Source organism: Mesorhizobium sp. L-8-10 (assembly GCF_016756635.1).
Taxonomy (GTDB): domain Bacteria; phylum Pseudomonadota; class Alphaproteobacteria; order Rhizobiales; family Rhizobiaceae.
Map to the genome: position 1 here is coordinate 764,245 of NZ_AP023263.1, position 14,768 is coordinate 779,012.

Genomic DNA, 14,768 nt, shown 5'->3' on the forward strand with positions numbered 1-14,768 from the left:
CCCTGGATGAACCCGTGTTGCCCCCTCACCCGCGAAGCCGGCACCAACCATCAGACCCGGCGGCATAGGCATGGCCGAACTCGACGCCATCACGCTTTCCGTCATCCAGGCCTCGCTGCAGCAGGTCTGCGACGAGATGGACCTGACCTTTTCCAGGGCGGCCTTCTCGCCTGTGATAGCCGAAGCCAACGACCGCTCCGACGGCATCTATTCGGCCGTCGACGGGTCGCTGATCGCGCAGGGCGCGCAGGGCCTGCCTGTCTTCGTCGGGGTGATGCAGCATTCCACGCGGACGCTCATCGACATGATCCGGGAGGGACGCTGCCTGCCGCCCGAAGAAGGCGACATCTACATCGTCAACGACCCCTATCTCGGCGGCACGCATCTGATGGATGTGCGTTTCGTCATGCCCGTCTATCGCGATGGCGCGATCTATTGCTGGCTCTCCAATACCGGCCATTGGCCCGATATCGGCGGCGCCGTGCCCGGCGGCTTCTCCGCTTCGGCGACGGCGGTCGAACAGGAAGGCTTGCGCCTTCCGCCGGTGAAGCTGTTCAAGAAGGGTGCGATGGACCCGGAGATCTTCGCCATCATCACTTCCAACATCCGGGTGGCCGACCAGCGCATCGGCGACATCAAGGCGCAGGCCGCGGCCCTGCTGGTAGGCCAGGAGCGTCTCTCGGCCATTCTCGACCGCTATGGCGACGAAACCGTTTCCGCGGCGATCGCGGAATTGCGCCGGCGCGCCGCCGCGCAGATGAGGGCCCATATCCGCGGCATCGCCGACGGGGTCTATCGCGCGAAGGCCCATGTCGATTCCGACGGCGTCGTCGACCAGCCGCTGACCATCGCGCTCGCCGTCGAAAAGACGGGCGAGCAACTGGTCTTCGACTTCGCCGGTTCGAGCCCGCCCTGCGCCGGGCCGATGAACAGCGTCATCGCCACGACCCTGTCGTCGGTCTATCTGGCCATGCGCCACATCTTTCCCGACGTTCCGATCAGCGCGGGCGCCTTCGAACCCCTTGTCGTGAAACGGCCGGAAGGCACCTTCCTCGACGCGCGCTATCCGCGGCCGGTCTCCGGCTGCGCCGCCGAGGTATCACAGCGTATCGCCGAAGCGGTGTTTGCCGCCATGGTGCAGGCCCTGCCGGACAAGGTGACCGCCGCGCCGGCCGGGTCCAGCGGCAATTTCGCGCTCGGCGGACATGATCCGGCGCGTCGCCGCGACTTCGTCATGTACCAGATCTCGGGCGGCGGCTATGGCGGGAATTCCCGGCATGACGGGCTCTCCAACGGCTGCTCGACCATCGGTATCTCGAAATCGCCCCCGGTCGAGGTGATGGAGCAGACCTATCCGGTGCTCTATCGCCATTATGCGCTGCGCGAGGGCTCCGGCGGTGCCGGCCGGCATCGCGGCGGCTTCGGCCTTTCCTACGAGGTCGAACTGCTGCGCGGCGAGGCACGCGCCTCCTTCGTCATGGATCACGGCCGCTTCGGCCCGCAGGGCGCGTGCGGCGGGGGCGATGGGGCGGTCAACATGGTCACGGTGTTCCGCGACGGCCAGGCGCATACCCCGCCCCATCTCTCCAAGGAGCAGGACATTCCGCTCAAGGCCGGCGACCGGGTCAAGGTCGGCACGCCCGGCGGCGGCGGCTACGGCGACCCGCATCTTCGCGACCGCGAGCTGGTGCGCCGCGACGTGTCGCTGGGCTACTACACGGCTGCCGAGGCGGCGGAGATGTTCGGGCCGTTCTGAGCCGGTCATACCAGCTTACCTGGTAGTCGACACACCCAGGCGGGGATGCCGACGCATCCACGCGAAGTCAGCCGCCGCCGGGCGTGGGCCACTCAGTCGCGCTTTCACACATGCGCGTCGCCGTAGGCGAACTCGCCATCGTGAGCCTGGGTCAGGAAGGCGACACCGAACAGCCCGGCGAAGAAGAAGGCCACCATCCCGACGACCAGCCAGCCCGGCAGAGGTCCGAGCGCCGCGGCCGAGATGGCGCCGCGTAGCGATTGCACGAAGCCGGTATCGGCCGTCCCGGCCTGCAGGCTCGGCGTCGAGAGCTTGACCACCCAGGCGAGAAACAGGATCAGGAACATGTAGATGTAGTTCCGCCGCAACCGACGCGCGAATGCGGCCCGATGGGAGATCAGGAACTGCGGGGCGCGCAGGCTTTCGCCCAGGATCAACTGCCAATCCGACGCGAAATTCGGCTGCGGAGCGACGATCTGGGCAAAATAATGGCGCTCGAACTGGCGAACGCGGAAACGATAGACGTCGAAGAAACGATAACGCCTCGCCTCGATCCACAACAGAAGCAGGATGAGCAGCATGGCGAAGAGCAGCACGCCGTGATGGGCGTTCGGCGTCGACAGCGACACCGATAACATCGCCGCCACCACCGTGATCGCCCAGTTGGTCGTCCTGTCGAGCCGGTCGCGCCAACCCGCCATGCGGCCGATCTCCGCACGGTGGAAATGCGACATGGTGGTGGCGAACTCGGAGGACGAGAGCGCTCGCGCGGGAAGGTCTTCGACGACTGCCGGCTTCATGTTCCAAAGGGCCCGGTCGGACTGGGACTACTCCAATATCTGGCGCACGGACATCGTCCGGCAATGCGTTGCTAAGTCGAATGACGGCGGTGCCATGGAGGCCGAAAGGCTGCTCTCGGCCGACCGGATCGTGCTGCAGTTCCCCGTGCAGTGGTACTCGACGCCGCCGCTTCTGAAGGCATGGATGGATGTCGTCCTGACGCATGTACTACGTCTTCCACGAGACCGAAGGCAGCCGCCTCGAAGGCCGGCCAATCCTGATCGCCGCCACCGCCAGCAATGTGCCGGAGGCCTATTCGCCGGCCGGGCAGAACCTTTTTCCCTTGGCCGAGTTGCTCAGTCCGTTGCGCGCCGCGGCTCATCGTTGCCGGCTGCGCTGGGCCGAACCCTTCCTGGTCTACCGCGCCGGCAAGTCGTCCGACGCCGAACTGGCCGATACCGCCCGGCTCTACGCCGAAACCTTGCGCGACTGGCAGGCCGCCGCCCCTTCGGCGACGGCCGCGTGACCGGGGAGCAAAACCTGTCCGCCGCAACCCGCCTCCGGAACGGCCGAGCGCGACCATTCAAACGGCTCCTGCTCTCAACTCGCGATATATGCCGCATAGAGATCGGCGATCCGCCGGGTCACCGGCCCTAGTTGTCCGTTGCCCACCCTGCGCCCATCGATCCGCGTAACCGGCGTGATCCCGCCAAGCGTGCCCGTGACGAAGGCTTCGGAGGCCCCATAGACCTCCGCCAAAGTGAAATCCTGCTGGCGTACGACATAACCAGCATCCGCGTAGAGCTTGATCACCTTCTTGCGCGTAATGCCATTGAAGTTGAACCGCCCGGTCGACGTCCAGAGTTCTTCTCCGCGAACGATGAAGAAGTTCGTTGAATTGCAGCTGGCAACAAAGCCGTGAGGATCCAGCATCAGCGCTTCGTCAGCGCCGGCGTTGATTGCCTGAATGAGGGCGTGGATGAAGTTCAGCCGACTATGGGAATTCAGACGGAGATCGAAGACATCGGGCGTGCTGCACCGTATCGTGGAGGTCAGGAGCGAGAGGCCGTTCGTCTTGGACTCCGGCTTCGGAATCTTGAATTCCGCTACGATGACGATGGTGGCTTGGCCCAACGCGAAACGCGGGTCCTGGTTCGGTGTCTTCTTCTTCCCGCGCGTGACCATCACGCGGGCATGCGCCCCATCAGTCATGGCGTTCTTCTCGAAGGTGTGCCGCAGCGCCGCCGTCAGTTCCTCGCGGTTCATGCCGATATCGAGCTGAATCGAATTCGCTCCCTCGTAGAGCCGGTCCAGGTGCTCATCGAGGGCGATGATCTTGCCACCGACGAGGCGGACGCCTTCCCACACCCCGTCGCCAAGCACGAAACCAGCATCGAAGACAGAGACTTTCGCTTCATCCCGTTTGAAGAACTCTCCGTTCACATAGATCAGTACATCGTCATTTCGGCTGTCTGGGACATATCCTTGCGAGCTCGTATTGCTTGCAGCGACTGCGTTCATTTTGATGTTTCCTCAGTATTCAAATCTTTTGGTTTAGCGAGCTCAGAAGGAAAATTCGGTGAAGCGATTGAGGAATGCGCGGGTGCGTTCCTGCTTCGGATGCTTCAGAACCTCATCTGGGGTGCCGACTTCGTGAAAGACCCCATTCGCCAGAAAGATGACCTTCGTCGCAAAGTGGTATGCAAATCCAAGTTCGTGCGTAACCAGCAGCATCGTCCGACCTTCTTCCGCCAGTTGCCGGATGACGCGCAGTACTTCCCCGACAAGTTCCGGGTCGAGCGACGAGGTGGGCTCGTCGAACAGCAGGATCTCCGGCTCCATCGCCAGCGATCGCGCGATTGCGACGCGCTGCTGTTGGCCACCGGACAGGCGGCCGGGATAGGCGTCCAGCTTGTCGCCGAGGCCGACCTTTTCCAGTTCCTTTACGGCCCTGTCACGGGCGGCCTCACGTTTCATGCCCTTGACGGTCACGAGGCCTTCCATGGCATTTTCCAGAACGGTCATGTGCGGGAAAAGGTTAAACTGCTGGAACACCATGCCGACGCGCTCGCGGACTGTGCAGAGTTCGGCTTCGGGATAACGGCGCGCACCGTCCTTACCTTGCGGCTTGCCGATTTCCTTTCCGTCCAGAGCGATGGTGCCGCGGGTCGGCATTTCCATGAAGTTCAGGCAGCGAAGGAAGGTGCTTTTGCCGGAGCCACTGCCACCGATTATGGCAACGCGCTCTCCTGCCCCAACGGAAAAGTCGATCCCCTTGAGGACATGTAGATCTCCAAACCACTTGTGCAGGTTCGAGACACCAAGAACGGGCTCATTCATTGCAGTATCTCCCTGGGCCGGCACTAAGCCTTCGCCGCAAGGCGCTTTTCAAGGCGCGCGGACAGCCAAGTACCGGGATAAATAAGGACGAAATAGATGACGGCGACCGCCGTCAGGATTTCGAGCGGGCGGTAGTAGGTCGAACTGAGAAGGCGCCCCTGATACATCAGTTCATGCACGGAGAGGACCGAAGCGAGCGAGGACATCTTTGCGACCTCGATGGCTCGGTTCGTGAAGGCCGGCAGCATCCGCTTGAACACCTGCGGCAGAATGATGCGTCGCAAGATCTTCGACTGACGCATACCGAGCGCGCGCGCACCCTCCCACTGGCCTTGGGCGATGGACTGGATGCCGCCCCTGAATATCTCTGCTGAATAGGCCGATGTGTTGAGCGCCAGCCCAAGCAATGCGGCAGTGAACGGCGAGAGCTGAACCCCGATGACGATAGGGAAGGCGTAGAAGAACCAGATGAGCTGGATCAGGACGGGTGTGTCGCGGAAAAGCTCAATGTACAACAAGCTCGGCACATGCAGGGCCGGACTCTTCGACAGCCTTGCGAGCGAAAGGAAGAACCCCGCCGTCAGTCCAATCAGGATGCTCGGCACCCACAATTCAACAGTTACGAGCAGCCCACGAAAAAGGACCGGCATGCTTTGGAGGACGAGTCCGAAATCAAATTGATAGTCCATTCTCGTGCTCCTCAGCGATAGGCCGTCAGGCGTGCTTCGGCGACGCGAGCAAGCGTGCTGGCTGCAACAAGCAGGATGACGTACATCACGGCGATCGTCGTATAGACTTCGAGAGGCCGGAAGGTCTCGCTGTTGACGAGCATTGCCTGATAGAGAAGGTCGGCATAGGCGAGTGTCGATGCAAGCGCGGTTGTCTTCGTCAGCTCGAAAGAGCGCTCTACGAAGGGGGCGAACATTCGGGTCATTGCTTGAGGCAGGATGATACGCCGCATCATCTGCGAGTGCCGCATTCCGAGCGACCGCGCGCCTTCCCATTGCCCTTTCTCGATCGAGACGATCCCGCCACGGAAGACTTCCGCATAGAACGCACCCGACTGGGTGGAGAGAGCCATGACCGCCGCTACGAACGGGTCGAGGCTGACATTGACCAGTACGGGCAACGCGTAGTAGAACCAAAAGAAGTGAATGATCGGAGGTGTATTCCTATAGAACTCGACAAAGGCAGTCGCCGGAACCGAAAGGTATTTTTTCAGCGAAAGCTTGAGGAAAGCCAGGACCAAACCAACGATGACGCCAAGAAAAATCGAAATGCCGGCAATTTTTATCGTGTTGACGAGACCGACCAACAGTATGTCCCACCTGGACCAGACACCGGAAAAATCCCACTGATAGTTCATGCGAAGCGAGCCCTTTGCGCATGCAAAGCCGTAATCGCGCTGGTTTTACCGGCGACCATCCTTGCGTCAGAGATGTGAAGTGCGCAGGAGGACGCGCGAAGCGCCCTCCTGCGGGCAAGGAATTTACTTCCAAGCCTCTTTGACGAGCCCCGGAATGCCGGTCGGATCGATATTCTTCGACTTGAGGTAGGCCCCGAAAATCTGATCCGGAACGCCGTCCTTATAGAGCGTGGCGAAATGTTCGCTCACCCAATCGCGGAAGGCAGGGTTGGTTTCCTTGCGCAAGCCGGCACTGGTCGGCACTGGATTGACGGGGGAAGGCAGGATCACCTTGCCAAGCTTGAGGCGGGAATACTGAACAACCAATGCCGGGTGAAACTGCACCACGACATCGACTCGTCTGGACGCGAACGCCGCGATCGCCTCGTCGTTGTTGGAGAAACGGCTGATTTCGGCGTTCTTCACCATCGCAGTGATGTTCTTGTCGAGCGAGGTGCCGAGCGTGACGCCGATGCGGGTGCCCGCCTTGTCGACGTCTTCCCACTTTCTTATCTCAGAATCTGCCGCGACCAAGGCGCCCATGGCATAGTAGAACAGTGGTGCCTCCGGGAAATCGATTGCCTTCTTTCGCTCTTCCGTGGGATCGAGGACGAACATCAGGTCGATCTGATTGGCCTGCAGGGCTGCGACGGCATTGGCCCAGGTCGTCTCCACCGGAACGAGGGTGGCGCCGAGGTCTGCCGCAAGCTTTTCGCCCATCGCAACGCCAACGCCGGTCCACTTTTCCGTCATTGGGTCCTTGAAGAACCACGGTTCTGCCGAGGTGACGCCGATCCGAAGCTGTTTGTCTTGCTTGATACGATCAAGCGTGGAGCCCTCCTGGGCGAGCGCGGGCATAGTCATGCAGGCGAGCCCAGCAGCGGAAATGGCAATAAAAGCTCTACGCGTCGTTTTCATAGGGTCTATTCCTCTGAGGTTCGTAGCCGGGTTGACGGCCTTTTCGGCTCTTATTGTGGGACGTTTGCGAGTTGGGCGGCCCTGCCGGCAGCAGCGGCCGTTGTCTCGACAAGGAGCGTGGGGAGCGCTCCAGGAGTTTCCAGAACTGCAAGCCCCGCGGCGGTGGTCCCGCCCGGGCTTGTCACAGCAACTTTCAGATCACGAGCAGTGCGCGGATCCTGCTCGAGGAGACGCGCGGCGCCGATAACGGTCTGACGCGCAAACTGCTGTGCCACGTCGCCGGGAAAACCCATCTGCTCGGCGGCGCGCTGAAGGTATTCCGTGAAAGCGAATACGTAGCCAGGCCCGCTTCCCGTCACGCCTGTCGCAAGATCGATCTCGTTTTCGCTCGCCAGCCAGCAGAACGTCCCGACCGCGCCGAACACATCTTCCACAACTTGCCGATCCCTTTCGGAAACAGCGTCCTGGTCGGCAAAGCCAACACTCATGGCAGACGCCGCCAAGGCCGGCAGATTGGGCATCACTCGCACAAAGCGACGGAGGCCGGGGGTGGCGGCTCGCAATCTCGCAAGCAGAACCCCGGCCGCAATCGAGATGACCAGCGCATCGCGGAGATTTGTCCGTGCCGCTTGAAGTGCGGCCTCGGCATGCTGGGGTTTGACCGACAGGATACAAACATCGAAATTCCGATCGTTCAGCCCCTCGAAATCCGCGAGCACCTCGACCGGAGCCTGCGAGGAAAGAAGTTGCCGGGCCCTTTCGACGTCGGGATCGACGGCGGTGATATCGATCGCCGGCATATGCGCGACCGCGCCGTTCGCAATCGCCGCCCCCATGTTGCCGCACCCGATCATCAGAATGGAAAGTGCGGGATGACCAATAGCCGTCATTCCGACGCTCCGATGCGAAGATGTGATTGTTCCGGAGCTTTCGATGCCAATCCGAGCAGAAAATCTTCGGTTTGCTGGCCGCCACGCGCCATATGCTTTCTGATTTCGGCACGCATGGCTTCGAGGTCGTCGCCGAGCGCATTTTCGACATAGCTGTCGTGCCCCTCGCGCCGGGGCCCGCGAATACCATGCGCCCGGTGATGCGCCGCCCAATAGAGCTGCAGCCGCCCTCGGATGCTTTCCCAGGTCTTGAGGAGAATCTTGTGCCCGGAAGCCTCGTAGACGAAGCCGTGGAGCTGAAGCTCGGCGTCGATGCTTGCCACATCGTCCTCGAAATCGATGCAGCGTGTCAGCGCGGCGTGACGGGCCTGGAGACCTTCGCGAAAGGACCGGTCGCGCCGGTCCCAGACAATCTCGAAAGCAAAAATTTCCAGATTCACGCGCATCGAATAGATTTCGCGAATGTCCTCGACTGACAGTTCGACCACATGCGTCCCCGTATAAGGGATGGTGACAAGCAAGCCCTCGTCGATGAGCTGACGCATGGCCTCTCTCAAAGGTCCGCGGCTGACGCCGAATTGCTCTGCAAGGCTCGACTCCGTGACTTGAGCACCGGGCTGGATTTCACCCCTCAGGATAGCGCTGCGAAGCCCATCGACGATATGCGCGCGAAAGGTCGCTTTCGGGATGCGGATAAAACCCCGAGCAGGTTCGCTCACGACACTTCCCTTTTGTCGGTAATCGATTGTCAACAATCAATCACCATTGATCGGGATCGTCAACCGGTTAAATGTCTGCGGCGGCAAAGCGCGTGTTAAACGCCTGCCCTGTTACGATGCTCAATGCCTACGACGGTGTTTTGCCGATACCGAGATCGCGGGCCAGAGCATGCCCACGCAAGAGAGTGCAGCGGTATCGGGAAAAGGACATGCGCCAAATCAAACCAACATCTGCGGTGTGTCGCGTGAACCCTTCTCCACGCCACACCCTGTAGCCGGCTGTCAAAGCACGAGATCGGGCGCCCTTCTGCTGCCCAGCACGCGGTCGACATTGGGCATGTCGTTGGAGGCGACCCAGTCGCTCCCGTCCTTGTCGGAGCGGCCGTGATCCCGCCAGCGCTGCAGCAGCCGCTGTTCAAGTTCTTCGCGCGGCACGTCGAGGAAGATGGTGAAGTCGAAGAGCGGGGCGAGGCCGTTCCAGGGCGGCTCGTCGAGCAGCAGATAGTTGCCTTCGACCAGGATGAACTTCCTGTCGCGCCCGATCAGCGCCGCGGCCGCCCGCGACAATTCCGCGCTGCGGTCGAAGATGGGTATGGCGATGTCGGGCTCGCCGCCGCGGATGCGCTTCAAAAGGGCCTCGAATCCGGAGAGGTCGAAGGTCTCGGGCGCGCCCTTGCGATGGCTGAGCCCGAGCTGCTCCAGGACCAAATTGTCGTAGTGGAAGCCGTCCATCGGCACGACCATGGCCGTGTTCTCGGGCAGGAGTGCCGCAAGCTGCTCGGAGACCGTCGACTTGCCGGCGCCGGGCGGGCCGGCGATCGCAACAATGAACCGCTTCGAACCGGCCGCCTTCCGGAAAAGCGTCGCAGCGACATGGGCGATCTCTGACATGCGGGCTCCTCGCAAGCACGGTCGGCCTCCGGGTTTAATAAGGCAAGTCCGGACGGCAGACCACGGAAATCGACCCCGTCAACGTCCTTGCCTTCCGGTCGGCATCCATATGACTATGTTTTCCGTCGTGACTGAGGTGGTCCCGTCGCATGTTAGAGCGCATCAAGGGCATATTGCGGGTGCAGTTGCTTCCGCTGATGGCCGGCTTCATCATCCTTGCCGCCATCATCGCTGCGCAAGGGCTGCTGATCCAGCGCCAGCGGCATGACAATGCGGCGGTGCGCCAGGCCTTCGAATTCGAGCGGCGCATCGTGCAGACCTTGTCGCTGATCCAGGACGCGGAGTCCGCCCAACGGGGCTTCCTGCTCACCAACGAGGGCGCCTATCTCCTGCCCTATACCCGTGCGGTCCAGGAACTGCCGGCCGAGATCGAGGCGATCCGGCAACTCGCGGCCCGCGACCCCAAACGCGCTTCCCAGGCAGCGATGCTGTCGGACGCCGTTCACGGCAGGCTGGCCGAACTCGCCGAGACGATCGAGCGCTACAATGCGAGCGACGCCGCAGGCGCCCTGGCGCTTGTGCGCAGCAATCGCGGCAAGGTGCTGATGGACGAGATACGGGTCGTGATCGCCGAGATGCGGCAGGACGAGAATGCCCTGCTGCAGGCGCGCATCGCCGACGCCGGGCGCATCGCCGACTGGCTGCGCTACGCTTCGATCGCCGCGGTATTCGCCGTGCTTGGCCTCGGCGTGTTCAGCGTGGTCCAGTCGCGCCGGCGCATCCGCGAGATCGTCACCGCTCATGCCGAATTGACGGCGGCCAACAAGCTGCTGTCGGACGAGATCGCGACGCGGGAGGAGGCGGAGGCGCGGGTCCGCCAGATGCAGAAGATCGAGGCGGTCGGCCAGCTCACCGGCGGCATCGCCCACGACTTCAACAACATGCTGGCCATCATCGTCAGTGCTCTGAACCTGATCCAGCGCAAGCTGGCGCGAGGCGACACCGATATCGGCAAGTTTCTGGATGCCGCCGTCGATGGGGCAGACCGCGCGGCCAATCTGACCGCGCGGCTGCTCGCCTTTTCGCGCCAGCAGCCGCTCGCGCCTCGGACGATCGACGCCAACCGCCTCGTCGCCGGTATGTCGGACCTGCTGCGAAGGGCGCTCGGCGAAAGCATCCTGATCGAGACCGTGCTCGCAGGCGGCCTGTGGAAGACGCATGTCGACGCCAGCCAGCTGGAGAACGCCTTGCTCAACCTCGCCGTCAATGCGCGCGACGCCATGCCCGATGGCGGCAAGCTGACCATCGAGACGGCAAACATATTCCTCGACCAGCTTTATGCCTCGCATCATTCCGAAGTGCCGGCGGGCCAATATGTGCTGGTTGCTGTCACGGACACGGGCAGCGGCATGCCGCCCGACATCGTGGCCAAGGCCTTCGATCCGTTCTTCACAACCAAAACGGCCGGCAAGGGAACGGGGCTCGGACTGAGCCAGATATTCGGGTTCGTCAAGCAGTCGCGCGGCCATGTCGCGATTTATTCGGAGCCTGGCCAGGGCACCACGGTCAAGATCTACCTGCCGCGACACTTCGGCGACAACGAAGAGGCCGAACCCAAGGACGACAAAGCCGAACCCGCCCGCAAGCCGAGCGAGACGATCCTGGTCGTGGAGGACGATGAGCGCGTGCGCACCGTGACGGTGGAGGCGCTGCGCGAGCTCGGCTACCGCGTGATCCAGGCGGGAAGCGCGGCCGAGGCGCTACGCAAGCTGGAGACGCATCCGGCGGTCTCGCTGCTGTTCACCGACATCGTCATGCCCGGCGTGAGCGGCCGCAAGCTGGCCGACCAGGCCCTTGCCGCTCATCCCGGACTCAAGACCCTGTTTACGACGGGTTTCGCCCGCAATGCCGTTTCTCATAACGGGCTGCTCGACCACGGCGTCAACTTCATCGCCAAGCCGTTCAGCATCGAGCAGCTCGCGAGGAAGATCCGCGAGGTGCTCGACGGCTGAAGCGTTCCATATGGATGTAACCTCTTCCGTCCCCGAAAGCGGTACCGGCTTTCGGGCGGATAGGGTAAATCAGCACAAGCCCGGCCGCCGTACGAAACGGCTGGACAGCGAGACGGACACGACCGGAGGAGAACGCCGATGCCGAGCGCCACGACCGCCAAGCCGCCCTACCGCGCAGACCATGTCGGCAGCCTGTTGCGCCCGGAAAGGGTGAAGCAGGCGCGCAAGCGCTTCTTCGAGGACAAATCGATTGACCGGGAAGAGCTCTCGGCGGTCGAAGACGAGGCCATCCGTGAAACGGTACGCATGCAGCAGAATGCCGGCCTGCTCGCCGTCACCGACGGTGAAATGCGGCGCTCCTTCTGGCACTATGACTTCATGGGAGCGCTGACCGGCTTCGAGCTTGTCGAGCGCGACGAGGGTGTGCAGTTCCACGGGGCAAAGCTTCGGCCGATCTTCCCCACCATCACCGGCTGGCTCGATTTCCCCGATGATCATCCGATGCTCGACCACTACAAGTATCTCGCCTCGGTGACCGATGTGACGCCGAAGATATCGATACCGGGGCCAAGCTGCTGCCATTTCCGGACGGCCAAGGACGACATCCATCCGAAGGAATATCGCGACGTCGAGATCCTGTTCGACGACCTGGCGAAAACCTATGCCAAGGCGGTGAAGGCCTTCTATGACGCGGGATGCCGCTACCTGCAGATGGACGACATCTTCTTCGCCTATCTGTGCGACCCGAAGATCCGCGCGCAGAAGGCGGCTGAAGGCACCGACCCGGACTGGCTGATCTCGAAATATGCCAGGGTGATGCACGATGCGATCGCCGCGCGGCCCGACGACATGCTGATCGCCATGCATATGTGCCGCGGCAACTTCCAGTCGACCTGGGTGGCGGAGGGCGCCTACGATCCCGCGGCCGACGCGGTGTTCAACGAAACCGGGATCGACGTCTATTTCATGGAGTATGACAGCGAGCGGGCCGGGGGGCTGGAGCCGCTGAGGCTGCTGCCCAAGGGCAGGAAGCGGGTGTTGCCGGGCTTCATCACGACCAAGTCCGGCGAACTCGAGAAGCTCGACGATCTCAAGCGGAAGTTTGACGCCGCCTCGCAATTCGCCGACATCGGCCAACTCGGCATCGCTCCGCAATGCGGCTTCGCCTCGACCGAGGAAGGCAACAAGATCAGCGAGGACGACCAGAAGCGCAAGCTCGACCTGGTCGTGCGGACGGCGGAGGCGATCTGGGGCGGCGTCGACAAATAAAGCATGTCTCCCGAAAGGGGATACCGGTTTCGGGAAAAAGACATGCGATAAATCAAGAAATACAGCGTGTCGCTTGAATCCTATTCCACGCGACACGCTGTGGTGTCGGTGGCCTCAATCGCCGGCGCGGCCCCTCCGGGCCGCTTGGCTTTCGCGCCAACGGGCGCGGGCCACGCAGTTGCGCGCTCCAACGGTCGATATTGTCGACCGTTGGCAAAGTCCCGGCGCATCGGTTGCCGCCCGGTCATGACACCGGTCGCTCCTCCCATTGCCGAGATGCACGAGGCCGAGTGCGGGTTATTCACGGGAAAAACACTTTCTTCACGTCCGGAGAGCAAAATTCCGCCGATGTCGCGATAGCTTCGCGAAAGTTGCCGCGTATAAGCAGACTACGACCTTCAAGCATTCGGGTAGCATCCTTGCCGAGCGCGCTTCACAATCCTCTCACCCGCCGGGCAGCCGTCTTCCTGTTTCTTGCCCTTGCCGTCGCCGGCTGCACGACGACCGAGCTGGAGCCGATCGAGCCGACCCCGCTTTCTTCGACGCGTTATGCGGCGATCGTGGTGGACGCCAGGAACGGGCGCATGCTCTATCAGTCGGGAGCAGAGGAACCGCGCTTTCCGGCATCGCTCACCAAGATGATGACGCTCTACCTCCTGTTCGAGGCGATCGACGCGGGCCGGGTTTCGAAGACGACGGAGATCCCGGTCTCCGACCATGCGCGCTCGCAGCCGCCGAGCAAGATCGGATTCCGGCGCGGTGAGACGATCGACGTCCAATCGGCGATCCATGCGCTCGCCACCAAATCGGCCAACGACGTCGCGGTGGCGGTGGCCGAATATCTCGGCGGCACCGAGGACGCCTTCGCGGCGACGATGACGGCCAAGGCACGCGTCATCGGCATGCGCGCCACCGTGTTCCGCAATGCGTCGGGACTGCCCGACGGCGACCAGCGCACGACGGCGCGCGACATGGCCGTGCTCGGCATGGCGCTGCGCCAGCGCTTCCCCCATCACTATCATTATTTCGGCGAGCAGGACTTCGTCTTCCGCGGCAGGACCATACGCGGCCATAATGACCTGATCGGAAGGGTGCGCGGCGTCGACGGCATCAAGACCGGCTATGTCAGGGCGTCGGGCTTCAACATCGTCACTTCGGTGAACGACGGCGGACGCCGGCTGATCATCGTGGTCATGGGCGGCGACACCGCCAGGAGCCGCAACGACCATGTCGAGGAGCTGATCCAGCGTTACCTGCCGGCAGCAAGCAGCTGACGGAAGCGGGCAGCGGGACAAATCCGGGGCCCATCTATTCCGGCAGGGCCGCGATGGCGCGGATCTCCATCAGGCCGCCGGGCACCACGAGTTCGGCGACGCCGATCGCGGTCCACGCGGGATAAGGTTCCTTCAGATAGCGGTCCTTGACGCGGACGAAGGCCTCCATGTGACGGCCGATGTCGACGTGATAGGTGGTGATCTCGACGATGTCGCCCAGGCCCGCGCCGGCCTCGGCCAGGATCGCGGCCAGCGCCTCGAAGGCGGTGGCGAACTGCGCCTCGGGGTCACGCACCGCGCGCAGCGCCGCGATGCCCGCATCGGGAGCCGCCGTCGTCGAGCGCGCGCCTTCGAGCGCCGCCTTGCCCGGCGCCTCGCCGTCGACGCTTGTGCCGATGATGCCGGAGCAATAGACCATGCCCCTGGAGGCCACGGCCGGCGCGAAGTGCCAACCCTCATAGACACCCTTCAAGGCCTCCGGAACGATGGTCCTGCGTGTGCTCATGCCACTGCC

Annotated in this window: 15 protein-coding genes and 1 pseudogene; 6 read left to right on the forward strand and 10 right to left on the reverse strand. The window is 62.7% G+C overall.

From position 1 onward, the window contains the following. Positions 1 to 70 precede the first annotated feature (70 nt). Positions 71 to 1,756 carry a hydantoinase B/oxoprolinase family protein gene (locus JN280_RS03420; protein ID WP_202310120.1) on the forward strand — a complete coding sequence of 562 codons (1,686 nt, stop codon included), beginning with the start codon at positions 71 to 73 and terminating at the stop codon, positions 1,754 to 1,756. 104 nt (positions 1,757 to 1,860) lie between these two features. Here JN280_RS03420 and JN280_RS03425 read toward each other — a convergent pair whose 3' ends face one another. After that, complete coding sequence (locus JN280_RS03425) at positions 1,861 to 2,556, reverse strand: DUF2270 domain-containing protein (RefSeq protein ID WP_202310121.1); 696 nt, start codon at positions 2,554 to 2,556, stop codon at positions 1,861 to 1,863. A 94-nt stretch (positions 2,557 to 2,650) separates the two neighbouring features. Between JN280_RS03425 and JN280_RS39925 the strand changes: the two are divergent. Then, a pseudogene (locus JN280_RS39925) lies at positions 2,651 to 2,707 on the forward strand (hypothetical protein); the annotation flags it as partial. Positions 2,708 to 2,759: 52 nt separating this feature from the next. Continuing rightward, complete coding sequence (locus JN280_RS39235; protein WP_244742878.1) at positions 2,760 to 3,062, forward strand: NAD(P)H-dependent oxidoreductase; 303 nt, start codon at positions 2,760 to 2,762, stop codon at positions 3,060 to 3,062. A 74-nt stretch (positions 3,063 to 3,136) separates the two neighbouring features. On the opposite strand, the gene JN280_RS03435 is transcribed toward JN280_RS39235, so the two are convergent. The 8 genes from JN280_RS03435 to JN280_RS03470 all read right to left on the reverse strand — a co-directional run bounded on the left by JN280_RS03435 (position 3,137) and on the right by JN280_RS03470 (position 9,699). After that, complete coding sequence (locus JN280_RS03435) at positions 3,137 to 4,057, reverse strand: aminotransferase class IV (protein WP_202310122.1); 921 nt, start codon at positions 4,055 to 4,057, stop codon at positions 3,137 to 3,139. 42 nt (positions 4,058 to 4,099) lie between these two features. After that, on the reverse strand, positions 4,100 to 4,876 hold the full coding sequence (locus tag JN280_RS03440; RefSeq protein ID WP_202310123.1) for an amino acid ABC transporter ATP-binding protein: 777 nt from the start codon (positions 4,874 to 4,876) through the stop codon (positions 4,100 to 4,102). 23 nt (positions 4,877 to 4,899) lie between these two features. Continuing rightward, on the reverse strand, positions 4,900 to 5,565 hold the full coding sequence (locus JN280_RS03445; protein WP_202310124.1) for an amino acid ABC transporter permease: 666 nt from the start codon (positions 5,563 to 5,565) through the stop codon (positions 4,900 to 4,902). Between the two features lie 11 nt (positions 5,566 to 5,576). Further along, positions 5,577 to 6,191 (reverse strand): amino acid ABC transporter permease, encoded by a 615-nt coding sequence (locus JN280_RS03450; protein ID WP_244742882.1) that lies wholly within the window; start codon positions 6,189 to 6,191, stop codon positions 5,577 to 5,579. A gap of 174 nt (positions 6,192 to 6,365) precedes the next feature. Next, entirely contained in the window at positions 6,366 to 7,199 is an 834-nt protein-coding gene (locus tag JN280_RS03455) for a transporter substrate-binding domain-containing protein (RefSeq protein WP_202310126.1), read from the reverse strand. Positions 7,200 to 7,249: 50 nt separating this feature from the next. Further along, entirely contained in the window at positions 7,250 to 8,089 is an 840-nt protein-coding gene (proC, locus tag JN280_RS03460; protein ID WP_202310127.1) for a pyrroline-5-carboxylate reductase, read from the reverse strand. Further along, a complete protein-coding gene (locus tag JN280_RS03465; protein WP_202310128.1) occupies positions 8,086 to 8,808 on the reverse strand; it encodes a GntR family transcriptional regulator in 723 nt (240 codons plus the stop codon). Before JN280_RS03465 ends, proC begins: the two co-directional genes overlap by 4 nt. Before the next feature lie 282 nt (positions 8,809 to 9,090). Then, a complete protein-coding gene (locus tag JN280_RS03470; protein ID WP_202310129.1) occupies positions 9,091 to 9,699 on the reverse strand; it encodes a nucleoside triphosphate hydrolase in 609 nt (202 codons plus the stop codon). Positions 9,700 to 9,848: 149 nt separating this feature from the next. On the opposite strand from JN280_RS03470, the gene JN280_RS03475 reads away from it, so the two are divergent. From JN280_RS03475 to JN280_RS03485, 3 genes are all read left to right on the forward strand, one after another. Beyond that, positions 9,849 to 11,711 (forward strand): CHASE3 domain-containing protein, encoded by a 1,863-nt coding sequence (locus tag JN280_RS03475; RefSeq protein WP_244742885.1) that lies wholly within the window; start codon positions 9,849 to 9,851, stop codon positions 11,709 to 11,711. Positions 11,712 to 11,849: 138 nt separating this feature from the next. Continuing rightward, positions 11,850 to 12,980 (forward strand): 5-methyltetrahydropteroyltriglutamate--homocysteine S-methyltransferase, encoded by a 1,131-nt coding sequence (locus JN280_RS03480; protein ID WP_202310130.1) that lies wholly within the window; start codon positions 11,850 to 11,852, stop codon positions 12,978 to 12,980. A gap of 419 nt (positions 12,981 to 13,399) precedes the next feature. Next, entirely contained in the window at positions 13,400 to 14,254 is an 855-nt protein-coding gene (locus JN280_RS03485; protein WP_202310131.1) for a D-alanyl-D-alanine carboxypeptidase family protein, read from the forward strand. A gap of 34 nt (positions 14,255 to 14,288) precedes the next feature. Here JN280_RS03485 and JN280_RS03490 read toward each other — a convergent pair whose 3' ends face one another. Beyond that, positions 14,289 to 14,759 (reverse strand): Rid family hydrolase, encoded by a 471-nt coding sequence (locus JN280_RS03490; protein ID WP_202310132.1) that lies wholly within the window; start codon positions 14,757 to 14,759, stop codon positions 14,289 to 14,291. Positions 14,760 to 14,768: the final 9 nt, after the last annotated feature.